General features: G+C 66.5%; 20 protein-coding genes. 16 read left to right on the plus strand and 4 right to left on the minus strand.

What is annotated here, in order from left to right; translation table 11 throughout:
- Positions 1 to 44 precede the first annotated feature (44 nt).
- On the plus strand, positions 45 to 2,147 hold the full coding sequence (locus AC5P6S_RS07455) for a sensor histidine kinase (RefSeq protein ID WP_062606983.1): 2,103 nt from the start codon (positions 45 to 47) through the stop codon (positions 2,145 to 2,147).
- A gap of 4 nt (positions 2,148 to 2,151) precedes the next feature.
- A complete protein-coding gene (locus tag AC5P6S_RS07460) occupies positions 2,152 to 3,924 on the plus strand; it encodes an EAL domain-containing protein (protein WP_005409582.1) in 1,773 nt (590 codons plus the stop codon).
- A 408-nt stretch (positions 3,925 to 4,332) separates the two neighbouring features.
- Here AC5P6S_RS07460 and AC5P6S_RS07465 read toward each other — a convergent pair whose 3' ends face one another.
- From AC5P6S_RS07465 to flgA, 4 genes are all read right to left on the minus strand, one after another.
- Positions 4,333 to 5,550 (minus strand): ATP-binding protein, encoded by a 1,218-nt coding sequence (locus tag AC5P6S_RS07465; RefSeq protein WP_005409581.1) that lies wholly within the window; start codon positions 5,548 to 5,550, stop codon positions 4,333 to 4,335.
- Between the two features lie 91 nt (positions 5,551 to 5,641).
- Entirely contained in the window at positions 5,642 to 5,980 is a 339-nt protein-coding gene (locus tag AC5P6S_RS07470) for a flagellar protein FlgN (RefSeq protein WP_005409580.1), read from the minus strand.
- A complete protein-coding gene (flgM, locus tag AC5P6S_RS07475; protein ID WP_005409579.1) occupies positions 5,977 to 6,282 on the minus strand; it encodes a flagellar biosynthesis anti-sigma factor FlgM in 306 nt (101 codons plus the stop codon). Before flgM ends, AC5P6S_RS07470 begins: the two co-directional genes overlap by 4 nt.
- A 75-nt stretch (positions 6,283 to 6,357) precedes the next feature.
- Complete coding sequence (flgA, locus tag AC5P6S_RS07480) at positions 6,358 to 7,014, minus strand: flagellar basal body P-ring formation chaperone FlgA (RefSeq protein WP_099473118.1); 657 nt, start codon at positions 7,012 to 7,014, stop codon at positions 6,358 to 6,360.
- Between the two features lie 267 nt (positions 7,015 to 7,281).
- Between flgA and AC5P6S_RS07485 the strand changes: the two genes are divergently transcribed.
- The 14 genes from AC5P6S_RS07485 to AC5P6S_RS07550 all read left to right on the plus strand — a co-directional run.
- Positions 7,282 to 8,226, plus strand: coding sequence for a chemotaxis protein (locus tag AC5P6S_RS07485; RefSeq protein WP_005409577.1), 945 nt, complete (start codon positions 7,282 to 7,284; stop codon positions 8,224 to 8,226).
- Between the two features lie 137 nt (positions 8,227 to 8,363).
- A complete protein-coding gene (flgB, locus tag AC5P6S_RS07490; protein WP_005409576.1) occupies positions 8,364 to 8,759 on the plus strand; it encodes a flagellar basal body rod protein FlgB in 396 nt (131 codons plus the stop codon).
- Between the two features lie 3 nt (positions 8,760 to 8,762).
- A complete protein-coding gene (gene flgC / locus AC5P6S_RS07495; RefSeq protein WP_005409575.1) occupies positions 8,763 to 9,170 on the plus strand; it encodes a flagellar basal body rod protein FlgC in 408 nt (135 codons plus the stop codon).
- A 23-nt stretch (positions 9,171 to 9,193) separates the two neighbouring features.
- Complete coding sequence (locus tag AC5P6S_RS07500) at positions 9,194 to 9,877, plus strand: flagellar hook assembly protein FlgD (RefSeq protein WP_495204547.1); 684 nt, start codon at positions 9,194 to 9,196, stop codon at positions 9,875 to 9,877.
- A 32-nt stretch (positions 9,878 to 9,909) separates the two neighbouring features.
- Positions 9,910 to 11,133: a flagellar hook protein FlgE gene (gene flgE, locus AC5P6S_RS07505; protein WP_005409573.1), complete on the plus strand. Its 1,224-nt coding sequence runs from the start codon at positions 9,910 to 9,912 to the stop codon at positions 11,131 to 11,133.
- A 32-nt stretch (positions 11,134 to 11,165) separates the two neighbouring features.
- A complete protein-coding gene (locus AC5P6S_RS07510) occupies positions 11,166 to 11,915 on the plus strand; it encodes a flagellar basal body rod protein FlgF (protein ID WP_005409572.1) in 750 nt (249 codons plus the stop codon).
- 102 nt (positions 11,916 to 12,017) lie between these two features.
- Positions 12,018 to 12,803 carry a flagellar basal-body rod protein FlgG gene (gene flgG / locus AC5P6S_RS07515; protein WP_495204548.1) on the plus strand — a complete coding sequence of 262 codons (786 nt, stop codon included), beginning with the start codon at positions 12,018 to 12,020 and terminating at the stop codon, positions 12,801 to 12,803.
- A 22-nt stretch (positions 12,804 to 12,825) separates the two neighbouring features.
- On the plus strand, positions 12,826 to 13,518 hold the full coding sequence (flgH, locus tag AC5P6S_RS07520; protein ID WP_043033568.1) for a flagellar basal body L-ring protein FlgH: 693 nt from the start codon (positions 12,826 to 12,828) through the stop codon (positions 13,516 to 13,518).
- Between the two features lie 2 nt (positions 13,519 to 13,520).
- Positions 13,521 to 14,663 carry a flagellar basal body P-ring protein FlgI gene (locus tag AC5P6S_RS07525; RefSeq protein ID WP_099561887.1) on the plus strand — a complete coding sequence of 381 codons (1,143 nt, stop codon included), beginning with the start codon at positions 13,521 to 13,523 and terminating at the stop codon, positions 14,661 to 14,663.
- A gap of 1 nt (position 14,664) precedes the next feature.
- Positions 14,665 to 15,864: a flagellar assembly peptidoglycan hydrolase FlgJ gene (flgJ, locus tag AC5P6S_RS07530; RefSeq protein WP_111197466.1), complete on the plus strand. Its 1,200-nt coding sequence runs from the start codon at positions 14,665 to 14,667 to the stop codon at positions 15,862 to 15,864.
- 8 nt (positions 15,865 to 15,872) lie between these two features.
- Positions 15,873 to 17,753, plus strand: coding sequence for a flagellar hook-associated protein FlgK (flgK, locus tag AC5P6S_RS07535; RefSeq protein ID WP_005413269.1), 1,881 nt, complete (start codon positions 15,873 to 15,875; stop codon positions 17,751 to 17,753).
- Entirely contained in the window at positions 17,750 to 18,952 is a 1,203-nt protein-coding gene (flgL, locus tag AC5P6S_RS07540; protein WP_012480120.1) for a flagellar hook-associated protein FlgL, read from the plus strand. The genes flgK and flgL overlap by 4 nt, the downstream gene beginning before the upstream one ends.
- Before the next feature lie 417 nt (positions 18,953 to 19,369).
- Positions 19,370 to 20,590, plus strand: a complete 1,221-nt coding sequence (locus AC5P6S_RS07545) for a flagellin (RefSeq protein WP_012480119.1) — start codon at positions 19,370 to 19,372, stop codon at positions 20,588 to 20,590.
- 72 nt (positions 20,591 to 20,662) lie between these two features.
- Positions 20,663 to 20,983 (plus strand): flagellin N-terminal helical domain-containing protein (locus AC5P6S_RS07550; RefSeq protein ID WP_495204549.1); only part of this gene is annotated, 321 nt, incomplete at its 3' end.

Raw genomic sequence — 20,983 nt, forward strand, 5'->3', positions numbered from 1 at the left:
CCTGCGCGGTAAGATGGCCGGCGCCCCTTTCAACCAGCCCGTCCATGCCTGCAGAACCGACCGGCACCGCCCTTGTACCCGATCCGCGGATGGCGCAGGCGCTGAGCCGCGACCGGCGACGGGTGGTCCTGAGCTACCTGGTGATGGCATTGGCCTGGATGATCGCTTCCGACAGTGCCGTGCAGGCGCTGGTGCCGGATCCGCAGCAGGCGGCGATGTGGCAGAGCGTGAAGGGCTCGTTCTTCGCACTGGCCAGTGCCGGCCTGCTGTATCTGCTGTTGCGGCCGCTGGCCGAGCATGTGCTGCACACCCATGCGCGCCAGCAGGCCTCGGAGCTGCGCCTGCGGCAGATGTTCGAGGGCAACCCCGGCCCGATCCTGGTCTACGACCTGGACACGCTGGCGATCCTCGATGCGAATCCGGCTGCCTGTATCGCCTTCGGCTGGGAGCGTGACGAACTGCTGGAGCAGACCATCGACGCGTTGTGGCCGCCAGGCCAGGACCAGGCGCTGCAGACCAAGCTGGAGGCGATCCGCGAGGCGCCGGAGGAACTGTGCATCCTGCGTGCCCAGCTGCAGCTGCGTGACGGCTCGCTGCGGCAGATGGAACTGCGCTCCAACGCCATCAGCTATGACGGCCACAACGCCCGCTTGTTGATTGCCATCGACCGCACTGCCGAAGACCTGGCCCAGCTGCGCCGTGACCAGGCGCTTGCGCGGGTGGAAGAAGCCCACGAACTGGCGCGCATCGGCGCCTGGGAACTGGACCCGTCCACCGGCATGGGCCGCTATTCCAACCAGGTCTACCGCCTGCTTGGCCGCCGGCCGCCGGAAGCCCGCCGCTGGCACCGCTTCGACGAGCTGCTGGTTCCCGCCGACCCTGCCACCGCCACCCAGACCGAACAGCTGCTGGCCGACCTCTGCTCGGGTGATCCGGTGCAGGTGGACGTACTGCTGCCCCTGCTGTCGATGGACGGACGCGCCCTGATGGTGCACCTGCGTGCCGCCAGTGGTGTCGATGAGTCCGGCCGCAGCCGCGTGCTGGGCACCCTGCAGGACGTGACCGAGCGGGAGCAATCGCGGCGCCTGCTACGCGAGCGCGAGGAGCAGTTCCGCGAACTGGTGCGGGTGCTGCCCGATGGCGTGGTGATCCTCTCCGACGAGCACGTGCTGTACACCAACGCCTGGGCGGCCAGCCTGTTCGGCTATGGCAGCCATACCCTGCTGGGTGAGCCGCTGTCGGCGCTGGTCGCTGCCGGTGATCTGGCCCGCGTCCGCGGCCAGCTGCGTGCAGGGCAGCCACACCTGGGCCCCGGCCACAGCAGCGTGGTGGCCATGCAGCGCGCCGACGGCCGCAGCTTCCATGCCGGCCTGGCGGTGGGCGAGGTTCGCTATGGTGGCCGCGACTGCAAGCTGCTGATCGTGCGCGACCTCAGTGATTCCGAACGGACGCGCAGTGCACTGGAAACCAGCAACCGCGAACTGCAGGCGATGGCCGGCCGCCTGTTCTCCCTGCAGGAAGACGAGCGCCGCGCGATCTCGCGCGATCTGCACGACGACATCGGCCAGGCGATCACGGCGATCAAATTGTCCGCCCATGCCGCGCAGGACGAGCACGATCCGCAACGCCGCGCCGAGGACCTGGCACAGATCGTCAGCCTGGCCGACACCACGGTAGCCAAGCTGCGCGACATCTCCACCCTGCTGCGCCCTCCGCAGCTGGACGCGCTGGGCCTGGAAGCGGCCCTCAGCTGGCAGGCACGGGTGCTGTTCCGTTCTTCGCAGGTGGAGCTGCTGGCCGAGATCGAGCCCCTGCCGCATCGCCCCGACAACAGCATCGAACAGGCCTGCTTCCGCATCGCACAGGAGAGCCTGACCAACGTGCTGCGGCACGCGCGCGCGAGCCAGGTACACCTGCAACTGCGCGACATCGGCAAGCGCAGCCTGCACCTGCAGATCCGCGACGACGGCGAAGGTTTCGACCCGGACGGCCCGCGCGGCCTGGGCCTGATCGTGATGCGCGAGCGCGCGCAGAGTGTCGGCGGCCATGTGCGTATCGAGTCCGCACATGGCGAAGGCACCCTGATCGACGTTCACCTCCCCTACCAGGCGGCCAGCATGGCCGCCGTTGAGTCACCGGAATACTGAGCCTATGTGGAATCCCAACCAGCCGCCGGTCAGCATCGATGATGCACCCGATCGCCTCGGTGCCGGCAACCCCGAGCTGCAGGCGATGGTCGCCGAAGCGGCCTCCGGCGGCACCGCGCTGATGCTGATGCACGTGGACATCGACCACTTCGCTTCAGTCAACGAGAACATGAGCGCCGAGGTGGGTGACCAGGCGCTGGTGCTGGTGGCGCAGCGGCTGCAGTCCTACCTGCGCGGTCGCGGCAAACTGTGGCGGCATGGCAGCGACGAGTTCCTGATCGCGGTCCCGCGCAACGCCGACGTGCCGCTGCCGGAGGACTTCGCCGAGGAGATCCGGCAACAGATGGAGTTGCCCCTGTCGGTGCTGCCGTACACGCTGTTCATGACCGGCAAGCTGGGGGTGAGCCTGTGCCCGGAACACGCCAGTAACGCCTCGCGACTGCTCGACCACGCCGAGGATGCGCTGTACCAGGCAGCCCGCGAAGGTGGAAACGCGGTGCGCATCCATGCAGTGGATACCCCGCCGAGCGCGCACAGCGAGAGCATCATCGCGCGCCAGATCGTCGACGCGATCCCCAACGGTGAGCTGAAGCTTCGCTACCAGCCGCTGGTCAGTGCCCGCGACGGCCATGTGGTGGGCATGGAGGCGCTGCTGCGCTGGCAGTCCCCCACGCTGGGCATGCTGGTGCCGGAGCGCTTCATGCGCACCGCCGAGCGACTGGGCATCATCGTGCAGATCGGCACCTGGGTGCTGGAGGGCGCGCTCAAGCAGGCCCGCCTGTGGCGCGACCAGGGCTTCGACGACTTCACCATTGCCGTGAACGTCTCCACCCTGCAGCTGCTGCGGCCGAACTTCTTCGCTGAAGTGATGGGCCTGATCCAGGCCGCGGGCGTGCCGGCACAGATGCTGACGCTGGAGATCAACGAAAGCGCGCTGACCAACAATGTCAATTTCGTGCACGAGACACTGGCCAACCTGCGCAACGAAGGCATCAGCCTGAGCCTGGACAACTTCGGCACCGGCGATTCCAGCCTCAGTGCGCTGGTGCGTTACCCGGTGGACAAGCTGAAGATCGACCGCAGTTTCATCAAGAGTGCACCAGCCGGCAACCGCGAAGCGGCCATCGCACGCGCGATCATCGCCATGGGCCACCAGCTGGGCATGACGGTCATTGCCAACGGCGTGGAATCGCAGGCGCAGCTGGGCTTCCTGCGCCGCAACGACTGCGACGTGTTCCAGGGCTACCTGTTCGGCGAACCGATGTCGGCCGATGCCGCCGGCATGACCCTGCGCCGCCGCTACCTGCGCCCGGAAGCCTTCGCCGAGACCCGCCCGGACCGCACGCTGCTGCTGCTGGACGACGAGGAGAACGTGCTGCGCTCGCTGGTGCGCCTGTTCCGCCGCGATGGCTACCGCATCCTGGCCGCCGGCAACGTGCGCGATGCATTCGACCTGCTGGCGATCAACGACGTGCAGGTGATCCTGTCCGACCAGCGCATGAGCGACATGAGCGGCACCGAGTTCCTGGGCCGGGTGAAGATGCTGTACCCGGATACGATCCGCCTGGTGCTGTCCGGTTACACCGATCTGAACACGGTGACCGACGCGATCAACCGCGGCGCGATCTATCGCTTCCTGACCAAACCGTGGAACGACGATGAGCTGCGCAAGCACATCCACCAGGCATTCCGCACCTATGAGGAGCAGCGTCGCAGCAACGCCGGTCCGGCGCCTGCGGAGAGCGGCGATGGCGGCGAGGATCGCCCGCTGCGGTAACGATCCCGTCTGGTAGAGCCGGCCGCTGGCCGGCTGCTCTCGATGCCTGGCTCAAAGGGGTTGCCGGCCAGCGGCCGGCACTACCCGAAGCGCGAATCCGGTCGGGGACAAGCCCTGGCAGAGCCGGCCGCTGGCCGGCTGCTCTCGATGCCCGGTTCAATGGGTTGCCGGCCAGCGGCCGGCACTACCCGAAGCGCGAATCCAGGTCGGGAACAAGCCCTGGTAGAGCCGGCCGCTGGCCGGCTGCTCTCGATGCCCGGTTCAAAGAGGTTGCCGGCCAGCGGCCGGCACTACCCGAAGCGCGAACCCGGTCGGGGACAAGCCCTGGTAGAGCCGGCCGCTGGCCGGCTGCTCTCGATGCCTGGTTCAAAGAGGTTGCCGGCCAGCGGCCGGCACTACCCGAAGCGGTCAGCGCGGCTGCTTGACCGGCAGCACCACGCGGAAGCGCGAGCCCACGCCCGGGGTGCTGTCCAGGTCGATGCGGCCATGGTGCTTGTTGATGATGCTGTAGGAGATCGACAGGCCCAGGCCGGTACCGCTGCCCACCGGCTTGGTGGTGAAGAACGGATCGAAGATGCGCTGGCGCAGTTCCGGCGAGATGCCGCCGCCAGTGTCTTCAAATTCGACCCATACCTGGTCACCGTCGACACCGGTACGCACGGTGATCGTGCCGCGCTCGGCAATGGCGTGGCCGGCGTTGAGCAGCAGGTTCATGTAGACCTGGTTCAACTCGGACGGAAGGCATTCCACCAGCGGCAGCTGGCCGAACTCACGCACCAGGGTGACCTTGTACTTGAGCTCGTTCCAGATGATGTTGATGGTCGATTCCAGCCCTGCGTGCAGGTCGACCAGCTTCCACGATTCGTCGCGGCCGGAATACGAGAAGTCCTTCAGGTCACGCACGATGCGGGTCACCCGTTCGATGCCTTCGCGCGACTCGGCCATCAGCTGCGGCAGGTCGCGGCTGATGAAATCGATGTCCAGGCGGTCACGGATATCGTCGATTTCCGGAATCAATGCCTTCGGGTCGGGCGCACGAAGGGCGCGTTCGTAGGCTTCGATCACCGTGAACAGGCTGCGCAGGTACTCCTGCAGGCTGCCCAGGTTCGAGTGCACGTAGCCGATCGGGTTGTTGATCTCGTGCGCCACGCCGGCAGCGAGCTGGCCGATGGACGCCATCTTTTCCGACTGCAGCAGCTTTTCCTGGGTACCGTTGAGGCGCAGGTAGGCCTGGCGCAGCTCGGCATGGCGCTGCTGCAGCTCGCGCTCGTAGTCTTCCTGCCCTTCGATATGGCGGAACAACGCCAGGAAGTGCCCCTGGCCGACCGGGCCGTGGTGGTAGAGGTGGGCGATGACCACGCCCTCCCCCAGCGGCAGGCTGCCGTTCCAGTGACCATGCTGCCGCGCCTGTTCCAGCGCATCGGGTGGCAGCAGCTCACGCAGCCGCTGCGGCGGCAATGCACCGTCCTCCCCACCGGCCAACAGGTTCTGCGCAGCCGGATTGGCCAGCGCCACCTGCCCGTCTTCAGTGAACAGCAGCAGCCCTTCGCGCAGGCGCTCAAGCAGGGCCTGCAGCACCGGCTGCGGAGGAAGGGGGGCGGTAACCAGGGCGTTGGCAGCGGACACGGCGACTCGAGACGTTCGAACAGGCGCCCAATATACGCGGTCACGCAGCGGGCTTCAGCCCGCGGGGGTGGGTAGTGCGACCGCCGTCGCGTCAGGCGACGGCGAGTGGGCGGCGGGCAGTAACGGTGTGTGACTGGCCCTTGGCGTCATAGGCCGAGGCGTCTTCGGTACGGCCCAACTGGCGCAATGCCCAGTTGACTTCGCGTCGGCGCCGCGAAAGCAGCACGCCATTGGCGCGGTTGCGCTCGGCCAGTTCCTGCAGCTGCTCGCCCTGCCCCACCGGCGGCGCACCTTCCAGCGCACGCAGCGCTTCCAGCTTGGCGCCGGTGGCCCGGATCAAGGCGTGCACGTCGTGCTCGACCAGGGCCTGGCGTTCAACGTCCAGGGCCTGGGCGAGGCGCTGCAGCGGCTCGCTCATCGCCGCGGTCATCCGTGCAGCTGCTGGTCCAGATCGAGCATGCGCGATGCGATCGCGTCCGGATTGATCTTGTAGGTGCCGTTCTGCAGCGACTCGCGCACGGCGGCCACGCGCTGGGCGTCGATCGCCGGGGCGGTGGTCAGCTCACGCTCGATGGCCTGCAGATTGGTGGCCTCGCCGGTCAGGCGCAGGCTGTCGGCCGCCTCGACCGGGCGCGCCGCCGCATCGGTGCTGACGCCGGGCTTGTTGGCCGGGGTCGTCACGCTGCGCAGTGCCTGGGGGACCTGCAGGTTGCCGTCGATTTTCTGGCTCATGGGGTGTCCTGGAGTTGCCGTTCACAAGGGATAACGGCCGCAGGGCCGTGATCTTTAGGGATATTTTGCGGTAATTCAACGCGCCACGATTACGTCACCTGCGGCATCGACCGTGCCCTGCACGATCCGCCGCGAGGACAGGTTCTCGACCGAGACCCGCTCGTTCTCACCGGCATCACCCATCGCACGGCCGGCAATGCGGACCTCGACCGAACCGCGACGCGACACTAGGGCTACATTGTCTCCTCGCTTGATGAGACGCTGAACCACCAGGTCGTTGTTCGACAGCAGGGCTCCGGCCTGCAACGGACGGCGGGCGATGCGGCCGATCGCTGCATTGGGATCGGCCAGCACCGCACCGGCAATCCGGGCAGCGTCACGCTGGGCAGTGGTGATATCGGCGGCGGTGAGGGTTTCTCCAGTGCCGATTCCACGATTGAGCACCAGCACGGTCTGGTTGCGCCGCACCTTCACCGGCACGAACAGGCGCCAGCCCCCCGCATCAGGGCAACTGACCTCCACCGTGGTGTTGGCGGTAGGCTGCACCTGCAGCGCGCCGCCACACTTGGGCAGGCGCAGCGCATCGGCCACCTGGGCCTCACCCTCGCTGCCGGCCGGCAGCGTCGACAACGCTGCGGTGCGGATGCTGGCTACGGGTTGCCAGTCGGCGGCCGCCGCCCACGGCGAGGCCAGGGCAAGCGCGATGGCCAATAGAGATGTGACCCGGCGCATGGCGCCTCCTGTCGATGGGACCTGGCCCAGCTGCGTGCAAGGTGTGTGCCAGAGACGAGGTCTCGGGATGGGGATGTGTAGAGTCGACTGTTAGTCGACTTTCGCGCGAAGCGCGGGATTTCCCGCGATCGGATAAGAGCAGTCGACCGCGAAGAGCAGTCTGCTAGAAGAGCAGTCGACTCACAGTCGACTCTACAGAAGCGGTGTGGAGCGCGTGGGCGGCAGAGCGCCCTCAAGTTCGGCGCCTACCCCGCCGATACAGCAGCCATGTCCCATGACCTGCTCAACCGGATCGACCAGCGGACCCGACTGGCCGGCCACAATCGCCTGGCGCTGCTGCTGTTCCGTCTCGGCGGACGTCAGCTTTTTGGCGTCAATGTCTTCAAGGTGCAGGAAGTCCTGCGGCGCCCGGAACTGTTCCAGGTGCCCGGACTGCCCAGCCAGTTCTCCGGCGTGGCCGACGTGCGCGGCCGCTCGGTGCCGGTGCTGGACCTCGGCCTGGCGATCGGCCATCCCGAGCGCGAGCCGGAGGCGGACACCTCGCCCGGCTACCTGGTCGTCACCGAGTTCAACCGCTCGATCCAGGGCTTCCTGGTCAGCGGCGTGGAGCGCATCGTCAACATCGCGGTGGAAGACATCCATCCGCCGCCGGAACTGGGCGCCGAATCGAGCTACCTGACCGCAGTGACCCGCTTCCAGGGTGAACTGATTCAGGTGATCGACGTGGAAAGCGTCCTGGCCGACATCGCCCAGGTGCGCGGCGAAGCGGTGCTCGATCCGGCGATGGCGATGCCCTCCGACGGCCCGCAGCTGCAGGTGCTGGTGGTGGATGACTCGCGCGTGGCCCGCCAGCAGATCCGCAGCGTGCTGGACCAGCTGGGGGTGGGCGCCACCCTGCTTTCCGATGGCAAGCAGGCGCTGGACCACCTGCTGCAGATCCACGCGTCAGGCGAGAACCCGGCCGAGCGCTACGCCATGGTCATCTCGGACATCGAAATGCCGGCGATGGACGGCTATACGCTGACGACGGAAATCCGGCGCCATCCAGGCCTTGCCGGCCTCTACGTGCTGCTGCATACCTCGCTGTCGGGCGTCTTCAACAACGCCATGGTCGAGCGCGTCGGCGCCAACGCCTTCGTCGCCAAGTACTCGCCGCACGAGCTGGCCGATTTCGTGCTGGACCGCCTGCGCAAGGTGGCGCTGGCGGCCTGAGGCCACTGATCCGGTAGTGCCGGCCGCTGGCCGGCAACCGCAGATCCATCGGGGAGCCGGCCAGCGGCCGGCACTACCCTCTCGAATTTGGCACACCCCTTGCAGCTTCCCGGGCAACGTTCCCGTGGGAGTGCACCGTGCGCAACCTGATTACCGACTACCTGGGCGTCCATGCCCAGGCCATGCCGTTGCGCGAACAGCGGATGAAGCTGATCGCCAGCAACCTCGGCAATGCCGACACTCCCGGCTACAAGGCCCAGGACCTGGACTTCGATGCCGCCCTGCGCCATGCCCAGGGGCAGGATGCCAATGGCCTGATGGCCACCACCCATGAGCAGCACTACGAAATCAGTAGTGGCCTGAACCCGTTCCAGATCGCGCGCGAGGGCGTGCAACCCAGCCTGGACGGCAACACCGTCGATCCCGATGCCGAGCGTGCGGCCTATGGCCGCGCCGCGCTCGAGTACCGCGCTTCGCTCAGCTTCGTCGAGAGCAAGGTGCGTTCCATGTTGACCGCGATCACGGGGCAATAAGCCATGAGCAACCTGCCGATCTTCGATATCGCCGGCTCCGCGCTGCAGGCGCAGTCGGTGCGCATGAGCACCATCGCCTCCAACCTCTCCAACGCCGATACCGTCGCCGGTTCCGCCGACGCGGTGTACAAGCCGCTGGAGCCGATCTTCCAGGCCGTCACCAGCAAGAACGATCCGAACATCACCTCGGTGAAGGTGAAGGAGATCACCCAGAGCGATGCGGCGCCGATCAAGCGCTATGAGCCGGGCCACCCGCTGGCCGATGGCGATGGCTACATCTACCAGCCCGACGTCGACCCGGTGGCGCAGATGGTCAACCTGATCTCGACCTCGCGCAACTACCAGGCCGGCGTGGAGATGTTGACCACCGCCAAGGAACTGGCCCTGGCCACCCTGACCATGGGCCGCTGAGGCCCGCAGTACCGGATACCGCCATGACCACCGCCGTCAACAACCAGACCAACCAGGACGTCTACACCGCACTCGGTCTGAACGCCCCGAACAGCAACGCCACCAAGAAGAAGAACACGCTGGACCAGGCCGATTTCCTGCGCCTGATGACCGAACAGCTTCAGCACCAGGATCCGCTGAAGCCGATGGACAACACGCAGATGGTCGCGCAGATGGCGCAGATGTCCACCGTGCAGGGCATCACCGAACTGAACAAGACGGTGAAGGGCTTCCAGGAATCGATGGCCAGCGACCAGGTGCTGCGTGGTGCGGCGCTGGTCGGCCACCAGGTGCTGGTGCCGTCGGAAAAGCTGGTGCTGGAAAAGGAAGGCAACGTTGAAGGCACGGTGGCCGCGCCTTCGGCCGGCATCATCACCGTCGACATCACCGATGCCACCGGCGCCAAGGTCACCTCGCTGAGCGTGGAAGCCAAGGCCGCCGGCGAGACTGCGTTCCAGTGGGACGGCAAGGATGCCAACGGCAAGCGCATGGAGCCGGGCAAGTACTCCATCGTTGCCAACCACGTCGATACCGCCGGCAAGAGCACCAAGCTGTCCACCTACGTGCAGGCGCCGGTGGAAAGCGTGACCGTCGGTTCCGACGGCCTGTACCTGAACCTCAAGGGCCTGGGCACGGCCCCGATCGACTACGTGCTCCGCGTCAGCTGAGCCGCACACCCCGCACTTACCAGGAGCATCCCATGGGCTTCAATGTCTCGCTGTCCGGCATCAATGCCGCCAATTCCGACCTGAGCGTCACTGCCAACAACGTCGCCAACGTCAACACCACCGGCTTCAAGGAATCGCGCGCCGAATTCGCCGACCTCTTCTCGGCCACCGGCTATGGCCTGTCGAAGAACGCGGTCGGCTCTGGCGTGCGCGTTTCCAATGTCGCCCAGCAGTTCAAGCAGGGCCACAACGAACAGACCGGCCGCAGCCTGGACATGGCCATTTCCGGTGAAGGCTTCTTCACCATGAACATGAACGGCACCCGCGTGTACTCGCGCGCCGGCAATTTCCAGACCGATCCGTCCGGCTACGTGATCAACCCGCAGGGCGCACGCCTGCAGGTGTTCGCACCGAATGCCGATGGCACCAACTTCGATGCCGGCCGCATGGTCGACCTGCAGCTGCTCACCACCGACAGCCCGCCGAAGCAGACCAGCGAAGTGAAGGTCGGCTTTACCCTGCCGGCCAACGCCAAGCAGCCGACGGTCACCACCTTCGATCCGACCGACTCCAACAGCTACAACCACTCCAGCGGCGGCATCACCGTGTACGACTCGCTGGGCGTCAGCCACATCCAGGTCTCGTACTTCGTGAAGGGTGCCAACCCGAACGAGTGGACCGTGCGCAACTACGTGGACGGCCAGCCGGCCGGCGCGCCAACCCCGGTCACCTTCGACAACAGCGGCAAGCTGACCGCACCGGCGGACGGCAAGGTCAGCCTCGGCACCTTCACCCCGACCACCGGTGCCGGCGTGCTGAACATGACGCTGGACGTGAGCGGCTCGACCCAGTACGGCGAGAAGTTCGCGCTGCGCAACACCCAGCAGGATGGCTACGCCGCCGGCAAGCTCAATGAGATCACCGTGTCGGAAACCGGCGTGGTCTACGCGCGTTACTCCAATGGCGCCGACAAGCCGCTGGGCCAGGTCGCGCTGACCACCTTCAACAATCCGCAGGGCCTGGAATCGAAGGGCAACAACCTGTGGGTGGACACCTTCAGCTCGGGCACCCCGCGCACCGGCATGCCGGACACCTCCAATCTCGGCAAGATCCAGGCCGGCTCGCTGGAAGCATCCACCGTCGATCTCACCGAGCAGCTGGTCAACATGATCACCGCGCAGCGCAACTTCCAGGCCAACGCGCAGATGATCACCACCCAGGACCAGATCACCCAGACCGTCATCAACATCCGTTGATGAGCTGCTGACCCTGTCACGGAACTCCCCGCATGGATAAAGCCCTTTACGTGGCGATGACCGGTGCCCGCGCCTCCCTGCAGGCGCAGGGAACGCTCAGCCACAACCTCGCCAACTCGGACACCCCTGGCTTCAAGGAAGCGCTGGCCAATACCGAAGCCTTCCCGATCAAGGGCCCGGGCTTTGCCTCGCGGGTGGATGCGCTGCACGTCGACGCCGGCTTCAACCGTACGCCCGGCTCGCAGCACATCACCGGCAAGCCGCTGGATCTGTCCCTGCAGACCGGCACCTGGCTGGCCGTGCAGTCCAGCGACGGCAGCGAGGCGTACACGCGCGGCGCGGCGTTGTCGGTGACGCCGAACGGCCAGCTGGTGACCTCCAGCGGCCGTCCGGTACTGGATGACAACAACAACCCGATCGCCATTCCGCCTTACCAGGCGATGGAAATCGGTGCCGACGGCACGCTCTCGATCATCCCGCAGGGCGAAGGCCCGCAGACGATGGCGCAGATCGGCCGCATCAAAGTGGTGCAGGCGCCGGACGAGCGCCTTGAGCGTGGCCTGGATGGCCTGTTCCGCAACACCGACCCGCGCCAGCCGTTCGCCCCGGCACAGGGCACGGCCGTGCACAGCGGCCAGCTGGAAGGCAGCAACGTGGACGCCGCTGGCGCGCTGGTGCAGATGATCCAGCTGCAGCGCCAGTACGAAATGCAGGTGCAGGTGATCAAGCACGGCGACGAAAACGCGCGCAGCGCCAACAGCATGCTGCGCCTGGGCAGCTGACGGAATTCCGGCGCCGGCTGATGCCGGCGCTGGCACACCGCTTGCACACCCGCATACAAGGGCCGCACCACGCGGCCGGCTTCACCAGACAGGACATCGAAGATGAACCAGGCATTGTGGATCGCGAAAACCGGACTGGATGCGCAGCAGATGCGCATGTCGGTGGTTTCCAACAACCTCGCCAACACCAACACCACCGGCTTCAAGCAGGACCGTGCCAGTTTTGAAGACCTGCTGTACCAGCAGGTGCGCCAGCCCGGCGGCTCCTCCTCGGCACAGACGCAGCTGCCAACCGGCCTGCAACTGGGTACCGGCGTGCGCGTGGTCGCCACCGCCAAGAATTTTGAACAGGGTGGCCAGCAGCAGACCGGCCGCGCCCTCGACGTGATGGTCAATGGCCGCGGCTTCTTCGAGGTTCAGATGCCTGATGGCAGCTCGGCCTACACCCGTGATGGCTCGTTCAAGATCAACCAGGACAGCGAGCTGGTCACCAACAGCGGCTACCCGGTGCAGCCAGGCATCCAGATTCCCGAAGGCGCGCAGTCGGTAACCATCGGTACCGACGGCACCATCAGCGTGAAGATGGCCGACGGCGCCGCCTCGGTGGAAGTCGGCGCGCTGACCCTGACCGACTTCGTCAATCCGGCCGGCCTGCAGGCCCGTGGCGAGAATCTGTTCCTCGAGACCACGGCCTCCGGCTCGGCACAGAACGGCAACCCCGGCCTCAACGGCCTCGGCACCGTCGTGCAGGGCGCGCTGGAAGGCAGCAACGTCAACGTGGTGGAAGAGCTGGTGTCGATGATCGAAACCCAGCGCGCCTACGAAATGAACGCCAAGGCGATTTCCACCACCGATTCGATGCTCGGCTACCTCAACAACAAGCTCTGACCGGCCAACCCGGGAAACCGCCATGTCGCACATTTCCAACTTCGCCCGCACTGCCCTCGCCTGCACCGTGGCTGCCCTGCTCGGTGGCTGCGTGATTGCCGGCGATGTGCGCCCCTATCCGGCAATGGCACCGATCCAGCCGATCATGCCACCGCAGGCCGAACCGACCGCCGGCGCGATCTACGCGGCCGGCCCGACCCTGCAGTTGTATTCGGACCGTCGCGCGCGCGATGTCGGCGACCTGCTGACCATCACCCTGCTGGAAAACACCACCGCGCAGACCAGTGCCAATACCGCCACCAACAAGGAATCGAACCTGAGCCTGGGCACGCCGTCCATCCTCGGTGCGCCGGTCACCCTGGGCGGCAAGGACATCCTCAGTGCGACGGCCAAGGGCGCGCGTGACTTCACCGGCAAGGGCAACAGCGCGCAGAGCAACCGCCTGCAGGGCAGCGTCACGGTCACGGTGATCCAGCGCCTGCCCAACGGCAACCTGGTGGTACAGGGGCAGAAGAACCTGCGCCTGAACCAGGGTGATGAACTGGTGCAGGTGCAGGGCATCGTGCGCCCGGGCGACATCAGCCAGGACAACACCATTCCGTCCAGCCGCGTGGCCGAAGCCCGCATCGTCTACGGCGGCCGCGGCCCGGTCGCGCAGTCCAACGCGATGGGCTGGCTGAGCCGCTTCTTCAACTCCGGCCTGACGCCGTTCTGAGTATGGCCATGAAACTCTTCTCCTCTTCTTCCTGGCAGCGACGCATGACGTCGCTCTACTGCGGCGTGTTCCTGGTCTTCGCGGTGGTGGCCCCGGCCAGCGCCGAGCGCATCAAGGACCTCGCCCAGATCGGTGGCGTGCGTGGCAATGCGCTGGTGGGTTATGGCCTGGTGGTCGGCCTGGACGGCAGCGGCGACCGCACCAGCCAGGCACCCTTCACCGTGCAGAGCCTGAAGAACCTGCTCGGCGAGCTGGGCGTGAACGTACCGCCGAACGTCAACCCGCAGCTGAAGAACGTGGCCGCCGTGGCGATCCACGCCGAACTGCCGCCGTTCGCCAAGCCGGGCCAGCCGATCGATATCACCGTGTCCTCGATCGGCAACGCGGTCTCGCTGCGTGGCGGTTCGCTGTTGATGGCCCCGCTGCGGGGCGCCGATGGCCAGATCTATGCCATCGCCCAGGGCAACCTGATCGTGGGTGGCTTCGGTGCGCAGGGCAAGGATGGCTCGCGGGTTTCGGTGAACGTGCCCAGCGTCGGCCGCATTCCCAATGGCGCCACCGTGGAGCGTGCCCTGCCCGACCCGCTGGCCAATGGCGGCGAGATCACCCTGAACCTGCACAACAACGACTTCACCACCGTCTCGCGCATGGTCGCTGCGCTCAACAATGCGTTCGGCGAAGGTGCGGCACGTGCGGTCGATGGCGTGACCGTGGCGGTCACCGCACCGACCGATCCGGGCGCACGCATCGGCCTGCTGGCGCGCATCGAGAACCTGGAACTGACCCCGGGCAGCGCCCCGGCCAAGGTGGTGGTCAATTCGCGTACCGGCACCGTGGTCATCGGCCAGCAGGTGCGCGTGGGACCTGCCGCGATCTCGCACGGTTCGCTGACCGTGACCATCCAGGAAAACACCAACGTCAGCCAGCCCAATGCGCTGTCCGGCGGCCGTACCGTAGCCAGCCCGCAGTCGACCATCACCGCCACCAACGACGGCAGCCGCATGTTCAAGTTCAGCGGCGGCACCACCCTGGACGAGATCGTGCACGCGGTGAACGCCGTGGGCGCAGCACCAGGCGATCTCATCGCGATCCTGGAAGCCCTGAAGCAGGCCGGCGCATTGAGTGCCGAGCTCGAGGTGATCTGACATGCGCATCAATCCCGCATTCGATCTGCACCCGGCACAACAGAACGATCCGGCCAGGATCGACAAGGTCGCGCGCCAGCTGGAAGGCCAGTTCGCGCAGATGCTGGTCAAGAGCATGCGTGACGCCAGCTTCGGCGACTCGCTGTTCCCCGGCGAAAACAAGATGTTCCGCGAGATGTACGACCAGAAGATTGCCGAGGCGATGACCCGCGGCAAGGGCCTTGGCCTGTCCGGCATGATCAGCCGGCAGCTGTCCGGCCAGGCCGCCGATGGCCCGGCGCTGGATACCCGCGTGGACCCGGCCAAGGCCAGCCGTGCCTATCAGCTCAATGCACCGGCCAAGCCGGCACCGTCGCTGCCGCTGGAAGACGGCAGCCAGGCCGTGCGCCTTCTGCAGCAGATGGCCGCCGGCGCGCAGTCCGGCGCACACGCGGCGGTTGCACCGATGGAACAGGCGCTGGACCTGATCGCCGGGCGCGAAAGCAGCAGCATGCACCGCTCGCTGGGTACCGAAGATCCGTACATCGGCGGCCTGCAAGGCGAGGACTGGGCTGCCAACAGCGACCAGTGGGCGGCCACCGCCAGCAACCGCGGTACGGCCATCAGCCCGGCCGATGCGATGGCGACCCGTACCGCCGTCGCCCAGCTGGGCGAACACACCCCGGAAGGCTTCGTCGCCAGCATCTGGCAGCACGCGCAGCGTGCGGCCAAGGAACTGGGCGTGGATGCCCGCGCCCTGGTTGCCCAGGCGGCGCTGGAAACCGGCTGGGGCAAGCGCCACATCAAGCATGCCGACGGCAGCACCTCGCACAACCTGTTCGGCATCAAGGCCAATGGCTGGAACGGCCAGCGCGCCGTGGCCGGCACCCACGAGTACGTCGATGGCGTGCGCCGCAACGAGACCGCCAGCTTCCGCGCCTACAGTTCGCCGGCCGAGAGCTTTGCCGACTACGTGCGCCTGCTGAAGACCAGCCCGCGCTACCAGCAGGCCCTGCAGGCCGGCACCGACGTGCAGGGCTTCGCCCGTGGCCTGCAGCGCGCCGGCTATGCCACCGACCCGCGCTACGCGGCCAAGATCGCCGCGATCGCCGGCGGACCGACCATCGAGCGCGCCGTCAGCGCCGTGGCCGATGCCGGCTCGCGCCTTGGCCAGACCTTCGCCAGCACCGCAACCGCGGCGCTGGGTATCACCCGTCGTTGAGGAACCCCATGTCCAGCGTACTTTCCACCGGTACCGGTGCCCTGCTCGCCTTCCAGCGTGCGTTGGCGACCACCAGCCACAACGTGGCCAACCTCAATACCCCGGGCTACAGCCGGCAGAAGGTCAACTTCGCCACCGCTGATCCCCAGAACTACGGCTACGGCACGGTCGGCAACGGCACCCGCATCACCGACATCCGCCGTACCGCCGACCAGCTGGCGATCTCGCGCCTGCTCGACAGCAGCGGCGAGCTGGCGCGCCTGAAGCAGCTCTCCGGCATGGCCGACCGGGTCAATTCGTTGTTCTCCGACGCGGCAACCAACGTGTCCGGCGTCTGGTCGAAGTTCTTCGATTCGGTCAGCGGCCTGTCCTCCAATGCCGCCGGCACCGCCGACCGCCAGAACATGCTGGATGGTGGCAAGGCGCTGGCCAACCGCTTCGTGCAGCTCAACACCCACCTGAACAACCTCAACAGCGAGGTCAACAACGGCCTGCTGGCCGGTGCCACCGAGGTCAACCGGCTGGCGCAGGAGATCGCGCAGATCAACGGTGCGATCGGCACCAACATCGCTACCGCCGCACCGGACCTGCTCGACCGCCGCGACCAGTTGATCACCCAGCTGATCGGCTACACCGGTGGCACGGCGGTGATCCAGGACGGCGGCATCATGAATGTCTACACCGCCGGCGGCAACGCACTGGTGGTGGGCACCACGGCGACCAAGGTCACCACCGTGGCCGACCCGTACCAGCCCGAGCGCCTGCAGCTGGCGCTGGAAACGCAGGGCAACACCATCCGCCTCGACCCGAAGGCGGTCGGTGGCCAGATCGGCGGCCTGCTGGAATTCCGCGACACCGTGCTGACACCTGCCCAGGCCGAACTGGGCAAGCTGGCGGTAGGCCTGGCCGAGAGCTTCAACCAGGTGCATCACCAGGGCGTGGACCTGTATGGCCAGCTGGGGGGTGACTTCTTCAACATCGGCAACCCGCGCGTCACCGCCAACAATGCCAACACCGGCACCGCCAGCCTCAGCGCCAGTTATGGCGACCTCGGCAAGCTGGACGCGCAGAACGTGGTGCTGCAGTTCGATGGCACCAACTGGAAGGCCAGCCGTGCCGACACCGGTGCCAACGTTCCGCTGACCGGCACCGGTACGGCCGCCGATCCACTGGTGATCAACGGCGTCAAGCTGGTGGTCGGCGGTACCCCGGCGGCCAACGACCGCTTCCTGCTGCAGCCGACCGCAGGCGTGGCGGGCAGCATGGAAGTGGCGATCACCGATCCGTCGCGCATCGCCGCTGCCGCGGCGGTGAAGGGCGCGGCGGCGACGTCCAACACGGGCACCGGCAAGCTGAGCGGTGTCACCGTCAGCGATTCGACCAACGCCAACCTGCGCAATCCGGCCGCGATCGTGTTCACCTCGGCCACCACCTATACCATCGATGGGGGCCCGCCGCAGACCTATACTCCCGGCCAGACCATCAGTGCCAATGGCTGGAGCTTCGTGCTGGACGGTGCGCCGAAGGTTGGCGACACCTTCAATATCACCCCGACTCCGGCGGGCTCGTCGGACAACAGCAACGCCTCCAGGCTGTCCAAGGTGGAGAGCGCCAAGGCATTCAACAGCGGCACGGTCACCCTCAACGGCGCCCTGGGGGGCCTGACCACCCAGGTCGGTGCAGCCGCCCGCTCGGCCGAGTATTCGCTGGAAGCGCAGCTGGTGATCAATGACAAGGCGCAGGAAGCGCGCGATGAGGTATCCGGCGTCAACCTGGACGAGGAGGCGGCCGACATGCTGCGCCTGCAACAGGCCTACCAGGCAGCCTCGCAGCTGATCTCCACCGCCGACAGCATGTTCCAGACCATCCTGGGAGCCGTCCGTCGATGAGCAGCCGTATCTCCACCAGCATGATGTTCAACCAGTCCGTGTCGCTGATGATGGCCAAGCAGGCCAAGCTCAGCCACCTGGAGCAGCAGATCGCCACCGGCAGCAAGATCGTCAGCGCCAAGGACGATCCGGTTGCCGCTGGTGCGGCGGTCGGGCTTGACCGCAGCCTGGCCGCACTGGACCGGATGAAACTCAATGCCGGCAACGTGCAGAACCGACTGGGCGTACAGGAAAACACCCTGGCCCAGGTCAACGACCTGATGGCGCGCGTCAACGACCTGACCATCCAGGCCAGCAATCCGGCACTGGGCGCCGCCGACAAGAAAACGCTGATCACCGAACTGAACCAGATCCGCGAGGGCCTGCTGTCGCTGGCCAACGCCGACGACGGCACCGGCCGCTACGTGTTCGGCGGCACCAACGATGGCGATCCGCCGTTCGCCAAGATCAATGGCAAGGTGGTCTACCGTGGCGACCAGACCCAGCGCCAGATTGAAGTCGGCCCCGATACCTATGTGCGGGATGCCCTGCCCGGCAGCGAAATCTTCATGCGCATTCCTACTGGCGACGGCTTCGTCGATGGTGTTGCCGCGGCCAGCAATACCGGCAATGGCGTGCTGACCAACATCACCCGCGATGGCAGCGACAGCTGGAACGGCCAGTCCTTCAGCATCCGCTTCACCGCCGCCGACCAGTACCAGGTACTGGACGGCGCTGGCAACGTGACCGGCACCGGCACGTTCAAGGCCGGTGACAACGTGGAAGTCAACGGTGTCCGCCTGCAGATCACCGGCGCACCCGCTGCCGGTGACAGTTTCAACGTGAAGCCGGCCACCAGCCGCGACATCTTCGACACCATGGACAAGCTGATTGCCGCGCTTGATGCCGACACCGGCACCACCGCCAAGATGAGCGCGCAGCAGAACGAACTGCAGAGCGCCCTGCGCGATGTGGCCCGTGCGTCGGAACGGATGATCGATTCGCGCGCGGCCGGCGGTGCGCAGCTGAAGGCACTGGACAATGCCGCCGACATGCGTGAAGCCAACAGCGTGACCCTGAAGACCACGCTGTCGCAGATGCGTGACCTGGACTATGCCGATGCACTGAGCCAGTACCAGCTGCAGAGCACCGCGCTGCAGGCGGCACAGACGATCTTCTCGCAGATGCAGTCGATGTCGTTGTTCAACAAGATCCGCTGACGCATCTCCTGCGTCACCCCTGAAAGGCCGCGATGCCCTGCATCGCGGCCTTTTTCGTTTCTGCGTGCCCGTTCCGTCGCGCTCGCCGGGCGTGGGCTGGCGCTACCGGAAACGTGCTGCACGCATTTTCCGTGATTGCCCATCAAGCCCGGCCCTGCCCCGCCGATACCTTCATCAGCGCTGGTTGGGCATGCCCAACCGCCCTTTCCGGGGTCGCCTTCACGCCCAGCCAGGGCTGGAAAACCCGGGAAAAACAGCCTCCGGCACCGAATTGCAGCATCGACGGAATTCACGGCTAAAGGTTGTTGACAAAGCGCCGTTATTCATTTGGCAACAGCGAAGCACACAGCCACACAAAAAAACAGGCGGCGCTTCGTTTCATTCACCAACGGGTTCCATATAAGAGGAGACGACCCCATGGCACAGGTAATCAACACCAATACGATGTCGCTCAACGCTCAGCGCAACCTGAGCACCAGCGGCAGCTCGCTCGCTACCACCATCCAGCGCCTCTCGTCCGGCCTGCGCATCAACAGCGCGAAGGACGACGCGGCCGGCCTGGCCATCAGCGAGCGCTTCACCACCCAGATCCGCGGTCTGGACGTGGCCATCCGCAACGCCAACGACGGTATCTCGCTGGCCCAGGTCGCCGAGGGTTCGCTGAGCGAAGTCGGCAACAACCTGCAGCGCATCCGTGAACTGGCCGTGCAGTCCTCCAACGCCACCAACTCGGCCAGCGACCGCAAGGCCCTGCAGGCTGAAGTGACCCAGCTGGTCTCGGAAGTCGACCGCGTGGCCAAGCAGGCTGACTTCAATGGCACCAAGCTGCTGGACGGCTCCTTCACCAGCCAGCTGTTCCAGGTCGGCGCCAACGCCGGCCAGGCCATCGCCATCAACAGCGTGGTCAACGCCAAGGCTGATTCGCTGGGCGCGGCAACCTTCGCCAACGGCTACACCGGCACCAGCCTGGCCGCCGCCGACAAGGCCACCGCCGACACCACCTACTCCGGCCTGCAGATCTCGGTGACCCCGCCGGGCGGCACCGCCACCACGGTCACCATCAACGACTTCACCGTGAAGGCGGGCGAATCGATCACCTCGGCCACCTCCGCCGCGATCAACAACAAGCTGGGCGAAACCGGCGTCATGGCCTCGGTCAATGCCGGCGTGATCAGCCTGGCCTCGGTCAAGGACGGCCAGACCTTCAGCCTGGGCGTCAGTGCCGCAACCCCGCCGGCCGGCGCCACCGCCGCGACCATCGCCGGCCTGGGCCTGACCGAAACCAGCACCAACGGCGGTCTGCTGACCGGCGCCACGGCCAACTTCGTCAAGGACCTGAACGTCACCACCGCCGAAGGTGCGCAGAAGGCGCTGTCGATCGTCGACAAGGCCCTCGAGTCGGTCAACAGCGTGCGCGCCGACCTCGGCGCGATCCAGAACCGTTTCACCTCGGTGGTGGCCAACCTGCAGACCTCCTCGGAGAACCTGTCGGCCTCGCGCAGCCGCATCCGCGATACCGACTTCGCCAAGGAAACCGCCGAACTGACCCGCACCCAGATCCTGCAGCAGGCCGGTACGGCCATGCTGGCCCAGGCCAACCAGGTACCGCAGAACGTGCTCAGCCTGTTGCAGCGCTGACATGAGCCGCCCCCGGGGCACGTCGGGGGCGTCTAACCCAACTCACGTGCAACCGCTCAAGGACCTCTCCTCATGGCACAAGTCATCAACACCAATACGATGTCGTTGAATGCTCAGCGTAACCTGAGCACCAGCGGCAGCTCGCTGGCCACCACCATCCAGCGCCTGTCCTCCGGTTCGCGCATCAACAGCGCCAAGGACGACGCCGCCGGCCTGGCGATCTCCGAGCGCTTCGGCACGCAGATCCGCGGCACCGACGTCGCCATCCGCAATGCCAACGACGGCATCTCGCTGGCCCAGGTCGCCGAAGGTTCGCTGACCGAAATCGGCAACAACCTGCAGCGCGTCCGCGAGCTGTCGGTGCAGGCGTCCAACGCCACCAACTCGGCCAGC

The sequence above is a fragment of the Stenotrophomonas sp. YJH_SMC_119 genome (genome assembly GCF_059368315.1).

What these genes read in the sequence shown, in the direction of transcription:
- AC5P6S_RS07525 (WP_099561887.1), top strand. Translation starts at nt 13,521, where the DNA reads ATGGCCATGAAACTCTTCTCCTCTTCTTCCTGGCAGCGACGCATGACG.
- flgE (WP_005409573.1), top strand. Translation starts at nt 9,910, where the DNA reads ATGGGCTTCAATGTCTCGCTGTCCGGCATCAATGCCGCCAATTCCGAC.
- AC5P6S_RS07485 (WP_005409577.1), top strand. Translation starts at nt 7,282, where the DNA reads ATGTCCCATGACCTGCTCAACCGGATCGACCAGCGGACCCGACTGGCC.
- AC5P6S_RS07500 (WP_495204547.1), top strand. Translation starts at nt 9,194, where the DNA reads ATGACCACCGCCGTCAACAACCAGACCAACCAGGACGTCTACACCGCA.
- flgG (WP_495204548.1), top strand. Translation starts at nt 12,018, where the DNA reads ATGAACCAGGCATTGTGGATCGCGAAAACCGGACTGGATGCGCAGCAG.
- flgA (WP_099473118.1), bottom strand. Translation starts at nt 7,014, where the DNA reads ATGCGCCGGGTCACATCTCTATTGGCCATCGCGCTTGCCCTGGCCTCG.
- flgM (WP_005409579.1), bottom strand. Translation starts at nt 6,282, where the DNA reads ATGAGCCAGAAAATCGACGGCAACCTGCAGGTCCCCCAGGCACTGCGC.
- AC5P6S_RS07460 (WP_005409582.1), top strand. Translation starts at nt 2,152, where the DNA reads ATGTGGAATCCCAACCAGCCGCCGGTCAGCATCGATGATGCACCCGAT.
- AC5P6S_RS07455 (WP_062606983.1), top strand. Translation starts at nt 45, where the DNA reads ATGCCTGCAGAACCGACCGGCACCGCCCTTGTACCCGATCCGCGGATG.
- flgC (WP_005409575.1), top strand. Translation starts at nt 8,763, where the DNA reads ATGAGCAACCTGCCGATCTTCGATATCGCCGGCTCCGCGCTGCAGGCG.
- AC5P6S_RS07470 (WP_005409580.1), bottom strand. Translation starts at nt 5,980, where the DNA reads ATGACCGCGGCGATGAGCGAGCCGCTGCAGCGCCTCGCCCAGGCCCTG.
- AC5P6S_RS07545 (WP_012480119.1), top strand. Translation starts at nt 19,370, where the DNA reads ATGGCACAGGTAATCAACACCAATACGATGTCGCTCAACGCTCAGCGC.
- flgL (WP_012480120.1), top strand. Translation starts at nt 17,750, where the DNA reads ATGAGCAGCCGTATCTCCACCAGCATGATGTTCAACCAGTCCGTGTCG.
- flgJ (WP_111197466.1), top strand. Translation starts at nt 14,665, where the DNA reads ATGCGCATCAATCCCGCATTCGATCTGCACCCGGCACAACAGAACGAT.
- AC5P6S_RS07510 (WP_005409572.1), top strand. Translation starts at nt 11,166, where the DNA reads ATGGATAAAGCCCTTTACGTGGCGATGACCGGTGCCCGCGCCTCCCTG.
- flgK (WP_005413269.1), top strand. Translation starts at nt 15,873, where the DNA reads ATGTCCAGCGTACTTTCCACCGGTACCGGTGCCCTGCTCGCCTTCCAG.
- flgH (WP_043033568.1), top strand. Translation starts at nt 12,826, where the DNA reads ATGTCGCACATTTCCAACTTCGCCCGCACTGCCCTCGCCTGCACCGTG.